The organism is Streptomyces sp. NPDC096079 (assembly GCF_040303145.1).
In the GTDB taxonomy this organism is placed as follows: Bacteria; Actinomycetota; Actinomycetes; order Streptomycetales; family Streptomycetaceae; genus Streptomyces.
In genome coordinates, this window is the sequence record NZ_JBEOST010000032.1 from 1 (window position 1) to 16692 (window position 16692).

Annotated in this window: 12 protein-coding genes; all 12 read left to right on the plus strand. The window is 74.3% G+C overall.

Features of this window, described 5'->3' with window-relative positions; translation table 11 throughout:
• Nucleotides 1-295: 295 nt before the first annotated feature.
• The 12 genes from ABTY59_RS35025 to ABTY59_RS35080 all read left to right on the plus strand — a co-directional run bounded on the left by ABTY59_RS35025 (nucleotide 296) and on the right by ABTY59_RS35080 (nucleotide 16612).
• Nucleotides 296-1657, plus strand: coding sequence for a serine hydrolase domain-containing protein (locus ABTY59_RS35025; protein ID WP_352023179.1), 1362 nt, complete (start codon nucleotides 296-298; stop codon nucleotides 1655-1657).
• A 135-nt stretch (nucleotides 1658-1792) separates the two neighbouring features.
• Complete coding sequence (locus ABTY59_RS35030; RefSeq protein WP_352023180.1) at nucleotides 1793-3379, plus strand: ABC transporter substrate-binding protein; 1587 nt, start codon at nucleotides 1793-1795, stop codon at nucleotides 3377-3379.
• 4 nt (nucleotides 3380-3383) lie between these two features.
• Nucleotides 3384-4553: an ABC transporter permease gene (locus ABTY59_RS35035; protein WP_352023181.1), complete on the plus strand. Its 1170-nt coding sequence runs from the start codon at nucleotides 3384-3386 to the stop codon at nucleotides 4551-4553.
• Between the two features lie 2 nt (nucleotides 4554-4555).
• Nucleotides 4556-6454, plus strand: a complete 1899-nt coding sequence (locus ABTY59_RS35040) for a dipeptide/oligopeptide/nickel ABC transporter permease/ATP-binding protein (RefSeq protein ID WP_352023182.1) — start codon at nucleotides 4556-4558, stop codon at nucleotides 6452-6454.
• Nucleotides 6451-7209 carry an ABC transporter ATP-binding protein gene (locus ABTY59_RS35045; protein ID WP_352023183.1) on the plus strand — a complete coding sequence of 253 codons (759 nt, stop codon included), beginning with the start codon at nucleotides 6451-6453 and terminating at the stop codon, nucleotides 7207-7209. Before ABTY59_RS35040 ends, ABTY59_RS35045 begins: the two co-directional genes overlap by 4 nt.
• Complete coding sequence (locus tag ABTY59_RS35050; protein WP_352023184.1) at nucleotides 7206-9203, plus strand: S9 family peptidase; 1998 nt, start codon at nucleotides 7206-7208, stop codon at nucleotides 9201-9203. Before ABTY59_RS35045 ends, ABTY59_RS35050 begins: the two co-directional genes overlap by 4 nt.
• Nucleotides 9204-9484: 281 nt before the next feature.
• Nucleotides 9485-10861, plus strand: a complete 1377-nt coding sequence (locus ABTY59_RS35055; protein ID WP_352023185.1) for a serine hydrolase domain-containing protein — start codon at nucleotides 9485-9487, stop codon at nucleotides 10859-10861.
• Between the two features lie 94 nt (nucleotides 10862-10955).
• Nucleotides 10956-12035 (plus strand): M20 family metallopeptidase, encoded by a 1080-nt coding sequence (locus ABTY59_RS35060; protein WP_352023221.1) that lies wholly within the window; start codon nucleotides 10956-10958, stop codon nucleotides 12033-12035.
• Entirely contained in the window at nucleotides 12032-12922 is an 891-nt protein-coding gene (locus ABTY59_RS35065) for a GNAT family N-acetyltransferase (RefSeq protein WP_352023186.1), read from the plus strand. The genes ABTY59_RS35060 and ABTY59_RS35065 overlap by 4 nt, the downstream gene beginning before the upstream one ends.
• Nucleotides 12919-14025 carry an o-succinylbenzoate synthase gene (gene menC, locus ABTY59_RS35070; protein ID WP_352023187.1) on the plus strand — a complete coding sequence of 369 codons (1107 nt, stop codon included), beginning with the start codon at nucleotides 12919-12921 and terminating at the stop codon, nucleotides 14023-14025. Before ABTY59_RS35065 ends, menC begins: the two co-directional genes overlap by 4 nt.
• Nucleotides 14022-14939: a serine hydrolase gene (locus tag ABTY59_RS35075; RefSeq protein ID WP_352023188.1), complete on the plus strand. Its 918-nt coding sequence runs from the start codon at nucleotides 14022-14024 to the stop codon at nucleotides 14937-14939. The genes menC and ABTY59_RS35075 overlap by 4 nt, the downstream gene beginning before the upstream one ends.
• Nucleotides 14936-16612 (plus strand): PucR family transcriptional regulator, encoded by a 1677-nt coding sequence (locus ABTY59_RS35080; RefSeq protein ID WP_352023189.1) that lies wholly within the window; start codon nucleotides 14936-14938, stop codon nucleotides 16610-16612. The genes ABTY59_RS35075 and ABTY59_RS35080 overlap by 4 nt, the downstream gene beginning before the upstream one ends.
• Nucleotides 16613-16692 lie beyond the last annotated feature (80 nt).

Genomic DNA, 16692 nt, shown 5'->3' on the forward strand with positions numbered 1-16692 from the left:
CGGCGAACTGCACCAGCAACTGGTCGACGGACGCGCGGAGTTCACCAGTCAGGTGAAGACGGCGAAGACGGTGACCTCGGCCCGGGTGCTGCCCGTCTTCGGACGGGCGCACCACAAGGGCTCCGTTCCTTCGTGCTCCACGACGATCACAGGCCGGGTGCCCGCTTCCTACCGTTCACCCATCACCCCCGAACGGTTCACGCGGCACGGCGGGATCCCACGGCGAACCCGCCCCCACCCTTCCTCTCCCCGCCGCTCGACCACGAGCGACTCTCTCTCCATCGGAGGCAATCCCATGAAATCCGAGGATCTGCGCGAACGGCTCGCCGAGGCGGCCGAGCGGCACGGCATCCCGGGCGCGAGCATCGCCGTCCTGCACGGCGACGAGATCACCGAAGCCGCCTACGGCGTGCTCGACCGGGACTTCGGCTACCCCGTGACCACCGACTCGGTCTTCCAGACCGGATCGATCACCAAGGTGTGGACGGCCACCCTGATCATGCAGCTGGTCGACGAGGGTCTGCTCACCCTGGACTCCCCGGTCGCCGACCACCTGCCCGGCTTCCGAGTCACCGACGCCCACACCTCGAAGTCCGTGACGGTACGTCAACTGCTGTGTCACACCGGCGGGTTCGAAGGTGACATCTTCTCCGACCACGGCCCGGGCGACGACGCCGTCGAGCGGTTCGTGGCGGCGCTGCCCACCCCCGCCCGGCAGCTCTTCCCGTCCGGCGAGATGTTCTCGTACTGCAACAGCGGCTACGTGGTCCTCGGACGGATCATCGAGGTGCTCACGGGCCTGACGTGGGAGGCGGCCCTGCACGAGCGGATCGCCGCGCCCCTCGGGATGACCCACGCCGTCACCTCTCCGGGCCGGGCGATCCGGCACCGGGTCGCGATGGGCCACGTCCCCGGACCTGACGGCGAGCCGGTGAAGGCGCCGTTCTGGGAGATGCCGCGCTCCAACGCCCCGGCCGGCGCCACCCTGACGCTGACCGCCCGTGACCAGCTGCGTTTCGCCCGGTTCCACCTCGCCGACGGCCTGGCCCCCGACGGCACCCGCCTGTTGAGCGAGGCGTCCGCCGCCGCGATGCGGCACCCCGAGGTCGTGGTCCCCGGCTCGGGACGGCTGGGCGACCACTGGAGCCTCGGCTGGGAGATCTTCGACTGGGAGGGCGGTCCGGTCATCGGCCACGACGGCGGCACCATGGGCCAGACCGCCTTGCTCCGCGCCGTCCCCGGCAAGGACGTGGCGGTGGTGATCTTCATCAACGGCGGCGAGTTCTTCGGCCTGCACGGGCTGGTGACGGAACTCCTCGCCGAACTCGCCGGGGTCACCGTCCCCCCGATGCCCACGCCGCCCGCCGAACCTCCCGCGGTCGACCCGCGGTACTTCGCCGGACGGTACGAGTCCGTCACCCAGCGGGCCGAGGTGACCGAGACCGAGGACGGCCTCCGGGTCGTCCTGTGGCCGCTCGGCCCGAGCGCGGAACTGCACGGGACCGATCCGCTGAGCGACCTGACGATGGTCCCGCTCGACGCGCGCACGCTCATCGGCACGGCGCGGCAGAACGGCGAGTTCCCGACGGTCACCTTCCTCGGGGACGGCGACCGGGCCGCGTACCTGCACGGGACGCGTGCCATCCCCCGCGCCTGAACGACCGCACCGCACCCGGCCCACCGGCCCTTCCGCCGGTGGCCGCCCGGGCCGGCCACCGCGCCGGATCCCTCACCCTGCCCCGCCCCGCCCGGCCGACGGGCTCCAGGTCCGTCATCAGTAAGGAGACACACCATGACCTCACCGAGGAGGGCCGCCGGACGGCGCGAGCGGGCGGCCTGTGCGCTCGCCGTGGTCACGGCGACAGCGCTGATGTCCACCGCCTGCGGCGGCGGGGCGTCCGCCGACGGGGCGTGGACGGTCACCCTCGCCATCCGCTCCGACCCGGGCAGCCTCAGCCCCCTCGGCACCGTCGACAGCACGGCGCTGATGATGAACAGGTTCGCCTACACGACCCTCGTACGCGTCGCCGCCGACGGGTCGACGACCGCCGGGGCGGCCGAGAGCTGGTCGGTCCGCGACGGCCGCGCACGCTTCGTCCTGAGGCCCGGGCTGACCTGTGAGGACGGCAGTCCGCTCACGGCCACCGACGTCGCCGCCGGATACAACCACGTCGCCGACCCCGCGAACCGGTCACCGCTGCTCGGTCTCGCCGTGCCCGCGAACGCGCGGGCGACGGCCACGGCGGACGAGTCGACCCGGACGGTCACCGTCACCACCTCGGGCTCCGCCCCGTTCGTCGTGGAGATGGCCCGCCTGCTGCCCCTGGTGTGCCGGAAGAGCCTCAGCGATCCGTCCCGGCTCTCCCGGGCGACCGCCGCCACGGGCGCCTACCGGCTCGCGGAAGCCGTCCCCGGCGACCACTACACCTACGTGCGCCGGACGGATCCGGCCGGGACCGGCCCGGCATCCGCGGACGCCGGGCCGGCGAAGCTGGTCTTCAAGGTGGTCGCGGACGAGTCGACCACGGCCAACCTGCTGCTCGGCGGGCAGATCGACGCAGGGCAGGTCAGCGGGCCGGACGCGGAACGGCTGATTGCGGCGCGGGTTCCGTGGAAGGGCACCCGGACGCCGATCGGCCAGTTCCTGTTCAACGAGTCCCCGGCCCGGCCCACCGCCGCGCAGGCCGTCCGGCGGGCCCTGGTCGGCGCCCTCGACCTGGAGCGGCTCGGCTCCGTCGCCACCGGCGGCGCCGGAACGCCCGCCACGAACCTCGGGGAGACCCCTCCGACCCCCTGCGGCGGCGACACCGTGACCGGGAACGTACCGCCGCACGACCCGGCGAAGGCCGAGGCCGGACTGACCGGTGCCGGCTGGAGGAAGAACGGCGGCGTCTGGGAGAAGGACGGCCGGACGCTCTCCGTCACCCTGGTGCATCCCGTCATCGCCGGGCCGCAGGTCACGGCGGCGGTCGAGCTGGCCGTCAAGGAGTGGAACGCCTTCGGGGTGAAGGCCACCGCCAAGCCGATCGACGGCTCCGGCCTGATCGCCGCGCTCTCCCTCGGCGACTGGGACGTGGCCTGGAGCCCGATCAGCGTGCCGCTGCCGGACCAGCTGACCCGCTTCTTCGACGGTCCTCCGCCACCGGCCGGCAGCAACCTCGGCGCCGTGGCCAACCCGGACTACCGTCGGCTGGCCGCCGAGGCCGCCGCCCTCCCCGGCCGGGCCGGATGTCCGCTGTGGGACCGGGCCGACGCCGCGCTGATCAGGCGCACCGACGTCACCCCCTTCGTCGACGGCACGATCCGGACGTTCGGCAAGGGCATCCGCTTCGAGGTCGACGGCGGCGGCATCGTCCCCGGCAGTCTGCGCAGGGGGTGACGACATGCGGAAGACCCCTGCACCCCACGACCCCGCCGACCCCGCCGACCCCCGAGCCACCGCCGAGACGATCCGAGCCACCGCCGAGACGAACCAAGCCGCCGCCGAGACGGTCCGAGCCAGCGCCGAGACAGCCCGAGACACCGCACACACGGCCCGGGGCGGCGCAGACACGGCCCCGGGCGGCGCGGAGGCGAGCCCGGCCGCCTCCCCTCGCCGCACGGCGCCGGGACCGTGGACCGCGTTCACGCTGCGCCGTACGGGACGGCTCGTCGCTTCGCTCGCGGCCCTCGTCACCGCCTCCTTCGCCATGATCCACCTGATACCGGGCGACCCCGTCCGTACCGCACTCGGCCCCACCGCCGACCCGGCCCTGGTCGAGGCCCGCAGACAGGCGCTCGGCCTGGACCGCCCGGTGCCGCAACAGTTCGGCCACTACCTCGCCGAGCTGTTCCAGGGCCGGCTCGGCGAGTCGATCGGTGCCGGGCTCCCGGTCTCCGATGTCATCGCCGCCCGGCTGCCGGCCACCCTGTCCATCGCCCTGCCGGCCTTCCTCGTGGTGCTCCTGACCGCCGTCCCCGGCGGCATGTGGGCCGCCGTCCTCACCCGCGACGGACGCCGTCGCCGCGGAGAGGTGGCCTTCGCGTCGGTGACCGGCGCCCTCGCCGCGGTGCCCGAATTCCTGCTCGCCGTCGCGCTGGTGGCCGGCTTCGCGGTCACCTTCCCCCTCTTTCCCGTGGCCTCCCGCGGCGGCCCCGACTCCTATGTACTGCCCGTCGTCGCGCTGTCCGTCGTCCCCGCCGCCGCGCTCGCCCGGATCGTCCGGGTGGAGACGCTGCGGGTCCTGGGCGAGGAGTACATGCGCACCGCGGCCGCCAAGCGGCTGCCCGCCCGGCTGCGCTATCTGAGGCACGCCCTGCCCAATCTCCTGGCCTCCTCCCTGACCGTCGGCGGCCTGACGCTGATGGCGCTGCTGACCGGCACGGTCCTGGTCGAGAACGTCTTCGCGTGGCCCGGCCTCGGGACCACGATCGTCCAGGCGATCACCGAGAAGGACTATCCGATGGTCCAGGCCGTGGTCCTGGTCTACGGGACGGCCGCGCTGCTGATCACCTTCGCGGTCGACGTGGCCGTGGCCGTCGCGGATCCCCGATCCACCGTCCGAGGGAGCTGACGATGCCGTACGCCCGCCGACTCCGGCACGCCCTGCGCACACCCGTCGGACTGACCGCCCTGACCGGCGTCCTGGCGCTCGCCCTGGTCGCCCTCCTCGGTCCGGCCGTCCTGGGCCCCACCGCCGAGCGGGTGGACACCGGGGCCATGCTCCAGGGGCCCGGTGCGGCCCATCTGCTCGGCACCGACAACCTCGGCCGGGACATCGCCGCCAGAGTGGTGGTGGCGACCCGGCTGACGCTCGGACTCACCCTGGCCGCGACCGCGATCGGCGTGCTCGGCGGCCTGCTCCTCGGCGTCGCGCCCGCGGTGCTCGGCCGTCGGGCGGGGCGCTTGGTCACGGCGCTGGTGGGTGTCCTGATCAGCTTCCCCGGCCTGCTCTTCGTCCTCTTCCTCGCCACCGTGTTCGGCGTCGGCGCCTCCGGCGCGGTCCTGGCCGTCGGGCTGGCCCTGGTCCCGCCAGGGGCACGGCTGGTGCAGAACCTGACCGCTTCGGTCGCCGGGTCGGAGTACGTCGCCGCGGCCCGGATCCTGGGAGTCGGCCGACTGCGCATGATCACCCGTCACCTCCTGCCGAACATCGCGGAACCCTGCCTGCTGTTCGCCGCCCAGGCCGCGGCCGGCACCCTGGTCGCCTTCTCCGGGCTGTCCTTCCTCGGCCTGGGCGTGCAGGCGCCGTCGTACGACTGGGGACGGCTGCTCGACGACCAGCTGGACCGGCTCTACCTCAACCCCGTCGCCGCGCTCGCTCCGGGCGCGGCCGTGATCCTCACCGGGGCGGTCTTCGCACTGGTCGGCGAGGTGCTCGCCCAGGCCGGCCGGACGGCACGGTCCGCCGCGGGCGGCGTCGCGGCGGCACCGGGTCCCGCGCCGCGGCCGGCCCGCCCCGACGGCGCCCTGCTCCAGGTGCACGACCTGCGGGTGACCTTCCCCGGCGGACGACGGCCGGTGCGCGGCGTCTCCCTGAGCGTCCTGGAGGGCGAGGCGGTCGGTCTGGTCGGCGAGTCCGGCTCGGGCAAGAGCCTGACCGCGCAAGCCGTGGCCGGTCTGCTGCCGTCCCCCGGCCTGGTGGAGGCCGCCACGCTCCGCTTCGAGGGCCGTGACCTGCTCGCCGAACCGCCCCGCGGAACGGCCTTGGCCATGGTCTTCCAGGATCCGATGGCCGCGCTCAACCCGGCGCTCAGCGTCGGTCGGCAGCTGTCGGAGGTCGTCGAGGTCCACGAGCGGACCGCCCGCTCCGCGGCCTGGGCCCGCGCCGTCGACCGGCTGCGCGCGGTCCGGATCCCCGACGCGGCGCACCGGGCACGGCAGCGGCCGCACGCCTACTCGGGCGGCATGCGCCAGCGGGCCGTGATCGGCATGGGGCTGATGGGCACGCCACGGCTGATCGTCGCGGACGAGCCCACCACCGCGCTGGACGTGACGGTCCAGCGACAGGTGCTCGACCTGCTGGGCGAGGTCCGCCGCGAGTCCGGGGCGGCCCTGCTCCTGATCTCCCACGACCTGGCGATCGTCGCCGGGGTCTGCGAGCGGGTGCTGGTGATGTACGCCGGCCGGATCGTCGAGGACCTGCCGGTCGCCGACCTCGCCGCACGCGCCGCGCATCCGTACACCCGCGCCCTGATCGGTGCCGTCCCGACCCTGACCACCGACCGGGAGCGTGAACTGGCCACGATCCCGGGCCGGCCTCCGGAGCCCGACGACGCGCACCCGGGCTGTCCCTTCGCCCCCCGCTGCGCCCACGCCGACGACCGCTGCCACAGCGACGCCCCGGACCTCGTCCCGCACGGGACGGCCGCCCGTGTCGCCTGCTGGCACCCGCTGACCCCGGCCGCGCCAGGCCCGGGGACCAGGCTCCCGAAGCACCGGGGCGCGTCCACCACAGAGGAGGCCACCGCATGAGTTCCCTCGAACTCCGGCAGCTGCGGATCCGCTACGGCCGCTTCACCGCCGTCGACGGCGTCGACCTCCTGGTCCCCGACGGCGGGATCACCGGCCTGGTCGGCGGCTCGGGGTGCGGCAAGTCCTCGCTCGGCCGCGCCGCGGTGGGACTGGCGCCCGTGACGGGCGGCCGGATCCTGGTCGACGGCACGCCCGTCGCCCGTGGGCCACGCCGAGGCCCGGTGCAGCTCGTCTTCCAGAGCCCGTACGCCTCGCTCGACCCGAGGATGCCCGTCGGCGCGTCCGTCGCGGAAGCGCTGCCGCCGTCGCGGTGGTCGCTCCGGCCCGGGGCGGCCACGCGAGCCCGGGCGCAGGAGGCGGCGCACTACCTGGAACTCGTCGGACTCGATCCAGGGCGGGCACCGCTCACCCCGGGAGAGCTCTCCGGCGGCCAGCGCCAGCGTGTCGCGCTGGCCCGTGCATTGGCGGCGCGGCCCGGCGTCCTGATCGCCGACGAGATCACCTCGGCGCTCGACGTCTCCGTCCAGGGGGCCGTGCTCAACCTGCTGCGCCGTCTCCAGCGGGAACTCCGCTTCTCCCTGCTCTTCATCTCCCACGACCTCGCGGTCGTCCGCTACCTGGCCGACCAGGTGGCCGTGATGGACCGCGGCCGGCTCGTCGAGCACGGGCCCGCCGACCGTGTCCTGCACGCCCCCGGCCACGCGGTGACCGCGTCCCTGCTGTCCTGCGTCCCCACACTGGAGGAGACCTCGTGACCACGACCAGGCCCCTGCACGTCGACGACCTGTACCGGTTCGCGATTCCCGACCAGCCGGCACTGGCGCCGGACGGCGGCCGTGTCGCGTACACACTGACGACCCAGGACGCCGGGCTCGACCGGCCGGTGCGTTCGCTGTGGCTCGTCGCCACCGGTGGCGGTCCTGCGGCTCCCGCCCCCCGCCGCCTCACTTCCGGGCCGGACGACCACACCCCGAGCTGGTCCCCGGACGGCACGACGCTGGCGTTCCTGCGCGACGGGCAGCTCCATCTGCTCCGTGGCGACGACGGCGAGGTCCGCCGGCTGACGGAGTTCGACCACGGCGCGGCGACACCCGTGTGGAGTCCTGACGGCTCGCGGATCGCCGTCACCGCCGAGGTACACCGCCCGGCCCCTGACGAACCCGTCGTCGTGGACCGACTCGGCAAGGTGGACGGGCGGGGCATGCGCGGCACCGGCCGCACCCAGCTGTTCGTGCTGGAGACCGCCTCGGGCCGGGTCACTCAGCTGACCCTCGGCGACTTCCACGTCACCGGCACGCCCGCCTGGTCGCCGGACGGCACCCGACTGGCCTTTCCGGCCGTCGTCGGCACGGACTACGACCTCACGGGCGCCACCGCCGCCCACGTCGTCGACGCCCTCGGCCCGACGGCCCTGCCGACCCCCGTCGGGCCCGCCGCCGGGCCGGTCCGCGCGGTCGCCTGGCACCCGGACGGCGACGCCCTGCTGCTGAGCGGCCGCACCGCCCACGGGGCAGGCCACGAGTCGCTGTGGCTCCAGCCGCTGGACGGCTCGGCGCCCACGGCGCTCGCGGCCGGACTGGACCGCAACGTCATGCCCGGCGGCTCGGGCTACCCGGGCGCCCTCCCACAGTTCGACCGCGTGCAGGGCGAAAGCGTCGTCTTCTGCGCCCGGGACCGGGGCGCCACCCGGCTGTACCGGCTCCTCGCGGACGACCGGTCCGGCCTTGGGAGCGCCCCGGCGGTGGAGCTTCCGCTTCCCGAGGGCAGCGGGGTCTCGGGCTGCTCCGTCGCGGCGGGGAAAGCCGCGCTCGCCGTGGCCGACGGCGTCTCGTACGGCGAGATCGAGCTGCTCGACCTGAAGACCGGCGAACTGACCCGGCTCACCGCGCACATGGCCGAGGCGCTCCCCGATGTGACGCTCGCACCCGTCACCGAACGCGAGTTCGCGATCTCGGACGGCACGCGGGTGCACGGTCTGGTCACCCGCGACCCCCGGACACCCGTCGGCGGACCGCTGCTCGTCGACCTCCACGGCGGCCCGCACAACTGCTGGGCTCCGCACGCCGACCCCGTCCACCTCTACCACCAGGAGCTGGCCGGCCGCGGCTGGACGATCCTCGCCCTCAACATCCGCGGCAGCGACGGGTACGGCGAGGACTTCCTCACCGCCGCCGTCGACGCCTGGGGCGAGGGCGACGAGCGGGACGTGCTGGAACCGGTGGCGACGCTGGTCGCCGAAGGGCTCGTCGATCCGGAGCGGATCGCCCTCACCGGCTACAGCTACGGCGGCTACCTCAGCTGCTGGCTCTCCGCCCGCAGCGACGTCTTCGCCGCGGTCGTGCCGGGCGGTCTGATCGCCGACCTGCCGTCGCTCGTCGCCACCTCCGTCGAGGGCCTGGAGATCGCGCACGAGGAGATCGCGGATCCCGAACGGCGGCGGGAGCTCTCCCCGCTCACCCACGTGGACGAGGTGCGGGCCCCGACGCTGATCCTCCACGGCCTGGCCGACGACGTCTGCCCCGCGGGCCAGGCCGAGCAGTGGTTCCACGCGCTGCGCACCCGCGGGGTGCCGGTCCGGATGGTCCTCTACCCCGGCGGCTCGCACCTGTTCGTCCTCAACGGCCGGCCGTCGCAGCGCGCCGACTACTCCCGCCGTGTCGTCGACTGGGTCACCAGGCACACCCTCAGCCCCTTCGGCGGCCCGGTCCCGCACGCCGCGTCGGCACCCGAACTCGCCGGATCCCGCTGACCTCCGTCTCACCGGCACCCGGCCCCTGACCCTCGGCGCCTCGAGTCGCACCGACCTCGACCCCGCCGAGCCCGGAGCCGCCCCCACAAGGGCCACCGGCTCCACCCCCGTACGGCACCCCGCCCCACCCGGCCGGCACCCGCACCGCCGGTCGCGGCCCACCGCCCCACCGGGCACGAGGACCCGCGACCGGCACCCACCATCGGCGCCGCCCGCACCATCGGCGCCCTCCAGACGATTTGCGCCCTCCACACGATCTGCGCGCCCCTCAGGAGTCCATCGTGACCGCGAAACCGACCATCCCACCCGACACGGCCCACTGGACCGCGCGTCTGGCCGCACTCACCACCCGACATTCGGTGCCCGGAGCAGGTCTGGGCATCTGGTACCAGGGACGGCAGATCGAGGCCGCCGCCGGCCTCGCCAACGCCGGCGCCCGGATCGAGGCGACCACCGACACGCTGTGGCAGATCGGTTCCGTCACCAAGGTGTGGACCGCCACGGCCGCGATGGGTCTCGTGGACGAGGGGGCGCTGACCCTGGACGACCCCCTCGTCGACGTCATGCCCGAGCTCCGCCTCGCCGACGAGCACCTGACCCGACACGTGACGCTGCGTCACCTCCTCTCCCACACCAGCGGCATCGACGGCGACTTCTTCCCGGACGCCGGACGGGGCGACGACTGTCTGGAGCGGTACGCGGAACTACTCGCCGACCTGCCGGCCTGCCATCCGCTCGGCGCCACCATGTCGTACTGCAACGCCGGATACACCCTGATCGGCCGGGTGATGGAACGGGTCACCGGAACCCCCTGGGACGCGCTGATGCGGGACCGGCTCTTCCGGCCGCTCGGCCTCACCCACACCGCGACCCTGCCCGACGACGTCCTGCGCCACCGCGCCGCGACGGGCCACTACGGCGACCCGCCCCAGGTGGTCGCGGAGTGGGCGATGGCCCGCTCCAGCGGCCCGACCGGCCTGATCTGCTCCACCACCGCCGACGTCCTGGCCTTCGTCCGCCTCCACCTGGACGGGGGCTCCACGGGGAACGGCACCCGGCTGCTCAGCCCCGACTCCGTGCGGGCGATGCAGACCCCGCAGGTCGAGCTGCCCGGCCCCTACCCGAGCAGCCGTGCCTGGGGCCTCGGCTGGGCGCTCGACGAGTGGGACGGACTCGCGATGTACGGCCACGACGGCAGCACCATCGGACAGCACGCGTACCTGCGGGTGCTGCCCGAGGCCGATCTCGCGATCTGCCTGTTCGCGAACGGCGGCAGCACCGGCGCCCTGTACGCGGAGCTGTTCCGGGAGATCGCCGAGGAACTCGCAGGCGTGTCCATGCCGGCCCCCCTGCTCCCCGCCGAAGACCAGTCCGGCGCGGACCCGGCCGACGTGACGGGCGTGTACGAGCGCAGCTCCACCCGGATCGAGGTGGCCGAACAGGACGGAGAACTGCTCCTGAGGCACCGCTTCACCGGGATCCTGGCCGGTCTCGCCGAGCAGCCCGAGACCGAACTCCGCCTGCGGCCACTGTCACCCGGGACCTTCGTGGCCCGGCGCCCCGACGACGGCAGCTGGATGCCGGTCGCCTTCTTCACCCTGCCCGACGGCTCGCGCTTCGTACACCACGCCGGCCGTGCCACTCCGAAGGTGAGCTGAGATGAACCCCTCCACCGCCCGCCCACGCACCCCCGCCCGCCCGCGATCCGCCGCACCGTCCGCCGTCGACCGGCTGCGGACCCGGCTCCCCGAGATGATCGACGACGTCGAGGCCCTCGTCACCGCGGAGTCCCCGACGTCGGACCCGGCCGCCGTCGACCACTGCGCCACGGTCCTCGCCACGCTCGGCACCCGGCTCACCGGTCAGTCCCCCGAGTGGCTCCGGGACACCGGCAGACCGCACCTGCGCTGGCGGTTCGGCAGCGGCGACCGCGTCCTGCTCCTCGGCCACCTCGACACCGTCTGGCCGGTCGGCTCCCTGGCCACCCACCCCTTCGCCGTCAAGGACGGCATCCTCACCGGGCCCGGCTGCTTCGACATGAAGGCCGGACTCGTCCAGCTCTTCCACGCCCTGGCGAGCCTCGACGACCTGGACGGAGTCACCGTCCTCGTGACCTCCGACGAGGAGGCGGGGTCCGCCGACTCCCGCGCCCTGATCGAGGACGAGGCCCGCCGCACGGGGGCGGTCCTGGTCCTGGAGGCCGCCGAGAACGGGGCCCTGAAGACGGAGCGCAAGGGCGCCTCGCTGTACGACCTGACGATCACCGGACGCGCCGCGCACGCCGGCCTGGAGCCGGAGCGAGGGGTCAACGCCACCACGGAGCTGGCCCATCAGGTCCTCGCCGTCGACGCCCTGACCGACCGGACCGCCGGCACCACCGTGACGCCCACGGTCGCCGTCGCCGGCACGACCCGCAACACCGTGCCCCACACGGCGTCCCTCCAGATCGACGTCCGAGCCCGGACGGAACGGGAACAGGGGAGGGTCGACGCCGCCCTGCGCGGCCTGACCAGCGCGCTGGACGGCGCGGAACTCACCCTGGCCGGCGGCCCCAACCGGCCACCGCTCGCCGCCGCTTCCTCGGCCGGACTGTTCGCCCTGGCCAAGGAGCTGAACACGGCCCTCGGCCTCGGCCCCTTGCGCGGCGCGGCCGTCGGAGGCGGCTCCGACGGCAACTTCGCCGCCGGTGTCGGCGCCCCCACCCTGGACGGCCTGGGCGCGGTCGGCGGCGGCGCGCACGCCGACGACGAGCACGTCGTCGTCGCCGAACTCCCGGCACGAGCCGCTCTGGTGGCCGCGCTCGTCGACGCGCTCTGCGGGCGGTCACGATGACCGGCCCGCGCACCGCTCCCTCGAAGGAGCTGGGCTCCGCCCTGCTGTCGGCCGAGCGCGCCGCGCTGACCGCCGGGGTCACCCTCCGCGAGCTGCACGACCTCGACGCCATGCGCGAGGCGCGCGACCTGCTCCACCGGGTGTGGCGCCCGGCACCGGACAACCCCGTGATGACTCCGGAACTGCTCCTGGTACTGGCCCACTCCGGCAGCTACGTCGTCGGCGTCCAGCAGGACGGCCGGATGATCGGCACCTGCCTCGGGCTGCTGTCCACGGCCGGGCTCCACTCCCACATCGCCGCCGTCGACGACGGCGCTCGGGGCCGCAGCATCGGCTTCGCGCTCAAACTCCACCAGCGCGCCTGGTCGCTCGGCCGCGGCATCACCACGATCACGTGGACGTACGACCCGCTGATCAGCCGCAACGCCTACTTCAACCTCCGCAAGCTAGGAGCCGTACCCACGGAGTACCTGCCGAACTTCTACGGCGCCATGCGGGACGGCGTCAACGCGGGAACCGACTCCGACCGGCTGCTCGTGCGCTGGGACCTCACCGCCGGACCGGCGGCCCGCCCCACGCCGGACACCGGGCGCGCCGGAGAGTCCGCCGCGCCGTGCCCGCCCGCCGTGGTCGCCCTCGACACCGGCCCCGACGGCCGCCCCGTCCGCGGCGAGCGGCCCGGCGACGTGTCCCGCAGGACCGTCCTGGTCCGCGTTCCCCCCGACATCGAGGCGCTGCGCAGGAGCGACCGCGCCGCGGCCGCCGCCTGGCGTCTGGCCGTACGCGACGTCCTCGGCGGCCTGATGGCCGACGGGCGACACACCGTCACCACCTTCACCCGGGACGGCTGGTACGTCCTCTCACCACGTCTGGAGTTTGACGCATGAAGATCCTCGGAACGGAACTGCGCCGGATCGCGATGCCCCTGGTCTCGCCGTTCCGGACGTCCTTCGGCACACAGACCACACGCGACCTGCTACTGCTGAGGATCGAGACCACCGAAGGGGACGGCTGGGGCGAATGCGCCACCATGACCTCCCCGGTGTACTCCTCCGAGTACACCGCCGCCGCCGCCGACATGCTCCGCCGCCATCTGCTGCCCGCCCTGTTCACCCGGCCGGAGGTGACGCCGTGGACGGTCGCCCCGGCACTCGCCTCCTTCAAGGGACACCGGATGGCCAAGAGCGCGGTGGAGATGGCCGTCCTGGACGCCTGGCTGCGGGCCCGCTCGCTCTCCTTCGCCGAGTGGCTCGGCGCCACCACGGACCGGGTCGCGGCCGGCGTCTCGGTGGGAATCATGGACTCGGTCCCCGAGCTGCTCGACGCGGTCGACGGATACCTGGAGGACGGCTACCGCCGGATCAAGCTCAAGATCCAGCCGGGCTGGGACGTCGAGCCCGTGCGCGGCGTACGGGAGCGCTTCGGCGCCGACGTACCGCTCCAGGTCGACGCCAACACGGCGTACACCCTGGCCGACGCACGCCACCTGGCCCAGCTGGACGAGTTCGACCTGCTGCTCATCGAGCAGCCGCTCGACGAGGAGGACATGCGTGCTCACGCCCTCCTCGCGCGGCAACTGCGCACCCCGGTCTGCCTCGACGAGTCGGTCCTGTCCGCCCGCTCGGCGGCCGACGCCATCGCCATGGGCGCGTGCGCCGTCGTCAACATCAAGCCCGGCCGGGTCGGCGGCTACCTGGAGGCCCGTCGGATCCACGACGTCAGCGCCGCGCACGGTGTGCCCGTGTGGTGCGGCGGCATGCTGGAGACGGGACTCGGCCGGGCCGCCAACGTCGCGCTGGCCGCCCTCCCCGGCTTCACCCTCCCCGGCGACGTCTCGGCGTCGGGCCGCTACTACCGCACGGACATCACCGAGCCGTTCGTCCTGCGCGACGGGCACCTCGACGTGCCCCACGGCCCGGGGCTCGGGGTGACGCCCGATCCCGGTCTCCTGGCCGACATCACCGTCTCGACCGAATGGATCACGCCGTGAACACCGCCGTCACGACCGCCACCGCGCGGCGGGCCCTGGAGACGGTGTTCGCGGAAGCCGGCGTCCAGGGACACCTCTTCGCCCAGGACATCGACGGCCGGTCGGCCGTCGGACTCGACGAGGACGCCCCCGTCGCACTGGCCTCGGTCTTCAAGATCCCGATCGCCCTGGCGTACGCGTGCGAGGCGGAGGCCGGGCGGCTCGACCGCACCGAGCGCCACCCCGTGCCGCTGGGGCTGCGGGACGGCGGCATCGGCATCTCCGGCTGCGCGGACCGGGTGGAGATGAGCCTGCGCGACCTCGTCGGCATGATGCTGACGATGAGCGACAACGCCGCCACCGACGTCGTCCTGCGCCGGGTGGGCCTCGCCCGGGTCAACGCGCTCCTCGCCGGTCTCGGCCGCCCCCACACCCATCTGGTGGGCGGCTGCTCCGACCTCATCGGGGCGTTGCTCGCCGAACTCGGCGCCACCTCCCTGGCCGAGGCCCAGCCCGTCCTCGCCGCTCTGCCCGCCGAGGAGATCATGCGGCTCTCCGTGTGCGTGCCGGCGCGCACGACCCGGTCCACCGCCCGTGACACGGCCGCCCTCCTCGCCCAGATCTGGCGGGACGAGGCGGGCCCCGCCGCCGCCTGCCGCGAGGTGAGGGAGGTGATGGCCCGCCAGATCTGGCCGCACCGGCTGGCATCCGGATTCGGCGACGGCTACCGGATCGCGGGCAAGACGGGCACCCTGCCGGGCTGGCGGAACGAGGCCGGAGTCGTCGAGCACCGCGACGGCGGCCGCTACGCGGTCGCGGTGTTCACCAGGGCCGCGACACCACGCGAGCACGATCCCGAGGCGGACCGGGCCATCGGACGGGCGGCCCGGATCGCGGTCGACGCGCTCCGTGCCCCCGTGGCGGCGGGACGATGACCCCGGCGGCCCCGGTCGTCCTCGGGCGGGTCCTGGCCGATCTCGGGTCGACCCTCGTGGAACTCGCCGCCGGCACACCGGACCTGACCCGCCCGGTGACCGGCGTGCTCATCCACGATCCTCTGGAGGAGCCCGCGCGGTGGCCGGGTGCCGTCGTCCTCGGCGTCGGCGTCGCCGGCGCTCCCTCGGTCGCCGCGCTCACGGAGCGGGCGGCCGGGCTCGGCGCGGCGGCGGTCGTCGTCCGGTCCCCGGTAGCCGTCGACGACACGGTCTCGGCGGCCTCGCACCGCACCGGCGTACCCGTCCTCGGTCTCACCCCGGGCGCCTCCTGGGCCCAGGCGGCCGCACTGCTCCGCGGCCTGCTGGCCGTGGACGACTTCGCGGACGAGGACCCGGGCGGCGCGGCGTGGGACAACCCCCTCTCGGGCGACCTGTTCGCCCTGGCCAACGCGATCGCCGCACTCCTCGACGGCCCGGTCACGGTGGAGGACCGCGGCGGGAAGGTACTCGCCTTCTCCAGTCGTCAGGACGAGGGCGACCCGGCCCGGATCACGACCGTCCTCGACCGCCAGGTGCCGGCCGACAAGCTGCGCGACCTGGAGGCACGCGGCGCGTTCCACGCCCTCTACCGCAACGAGGGCGTGCTGTACGTCGCCGGCCCGCACGACAAGCCACGGGCGGCGATCGCCGTCCGGGCCGGCGGGGAGATCCTCGGCTCCATCTGGGTGATCATCCGGGACCGCCTGGGCCCGGACGGCGAACGCGCCCTCGCCGAGGCCGCGAACGTCGCCGCGCTGCACCTGCTGCGCCGCCGGGCCGGCGAGGACGTCGGCCACCGGTTGCGCGCCGACCTCGTGGCCACCGTCCTCGAAGGGGGCGCCGCCGCGCCCCGGGCCGCGGCCCGACTCGGACTGACGCACCAGTCCGCCTGCGTCCTGGCACTCGCCGTGCTGGGCGACGACGTCGCCCCCGACCTGCTGGCCACGGGCCGTCGCACCGCGGAGGCACTCGCGCTTCACCTCTCCGCGGTCCATCCACGGGCCGCCACGGCGTACCTCGGCGACGTGACGTACGCCGTGCTGCCGGGCAGCTCCGACGAGACGGCCGCACGCGTGGCCGAGGCGTTCCTCTCCCGGGCGGGCGGCAGAGCCCCGGCCGTCATCGGCATCGGCCGACCCGCCGCCGACCCGAGCGACCTGCCCCGCTCACGCGCCGACGCCGACCGCGCCCTGCGGGTGCTCACCGCCAACGGCTCACCCCACCGCGCCGCCGCCCTCAAGGACGTCTACCTGCCCTCGCTGCTCCTCGACCTCGCCGACCAGGTCCACATCGACGCCCATCCGTCCGACGACCCCGTCACCCGTCTGCGCGCCTACGACGCCGAACACCACAGCGCGCTCACCGAGACGCTCGCCGCCTGGCTCGACAACTTCGGCGACGTCATCGCCGCCTCCGCGGCGATCCACGTCCACTCCAACACCTTCCGCTACCGGCTCAAACGCCTCGCGCAGGTATCGGGCTTCGACCCCGCAGACCCAACGGCCCGCTTCGAGGCCATGCTTCACCTCCGCCTCACACCACCCACCCGTCCCGGAACGGCCCAGTCCCGCCCCTCCCCACAGGCACGCCACCAACGAAAGGACCAGGGGGAAACGTGGGACACGGGGCCATGACTTGGCGTAACAGAGTCACCCGGAGCGCACGGCGACGAAAGAGAGAGGAATGCGGAAGTCCCCCGCTTTGGCGGGGGACT

Bases quoted from the DNA above. Each gene is read 5' to 3' on its own strand.
- ABTY59_RS35065 (WP_352023186.1), top strand. From the start codon at position 12,032: ATGACCGGCCCGCGCACCGCTCCCTCGAAGGAGCTGGGCTCCGCCCTG.
- ABTY59_RS35035 (WP_352023181.1), top strand. From the start codon at position 3,384: ATGCGGAAGACCCCTGCACCCCACGACCCCGCCGACCCCGCCGACCCC.
- ABTY59_RS35030 (WP_352023180.1), top strand. From the start codon at position 1,793: ATGACCTCACCGAGGAGGGCCGCCGGACGGCGCGAGCGGGCGGCCTGT.
- ABTY59_RS35080 (WP_352023189.1), top strand. From the start codon at position 14,936: ATGACCCCGGCGGCCCCGGTCGTCCTCGGGCGGGTCCTGGCCGATCTC.
- ABTY59_RS35060 (WP_352023221.1), top strand. From the start codon at position 10,956: ATGATCGACGACGTCGAGGCCCTCGTCACCGCGGAGTCCCCGACGTCG.
- ABTY59_RS35045 (WP_352023183.1), top strand. From the start codon at position 6,451: ATGAGTTCCCTCGAACTCCGGCAGCTGCGGATCCGCTACGGCCGCTTC.
- menC (WP_352023187.1), top strand. From the start codon at position 12,919: ATGAAGATCCTCGGAACGGAACTGCGCCGGATCGCGATGCCCCTGGTC.
- ABTY59_RS35040 (WP_352023182.1), top strand. From the start codon at position 4,556: ATGCCGTACGCCCGCCGACTCCGGCACGCCCTGCGCACACCCGTCGGA.
- ABTY59_RS35025 (WP_352023179.1), top strand. From the start codon at position 296: ATGAAATCCGAGGATCTGCGCGAACGGCTCGCCGAGGCGGCCGAGCGG.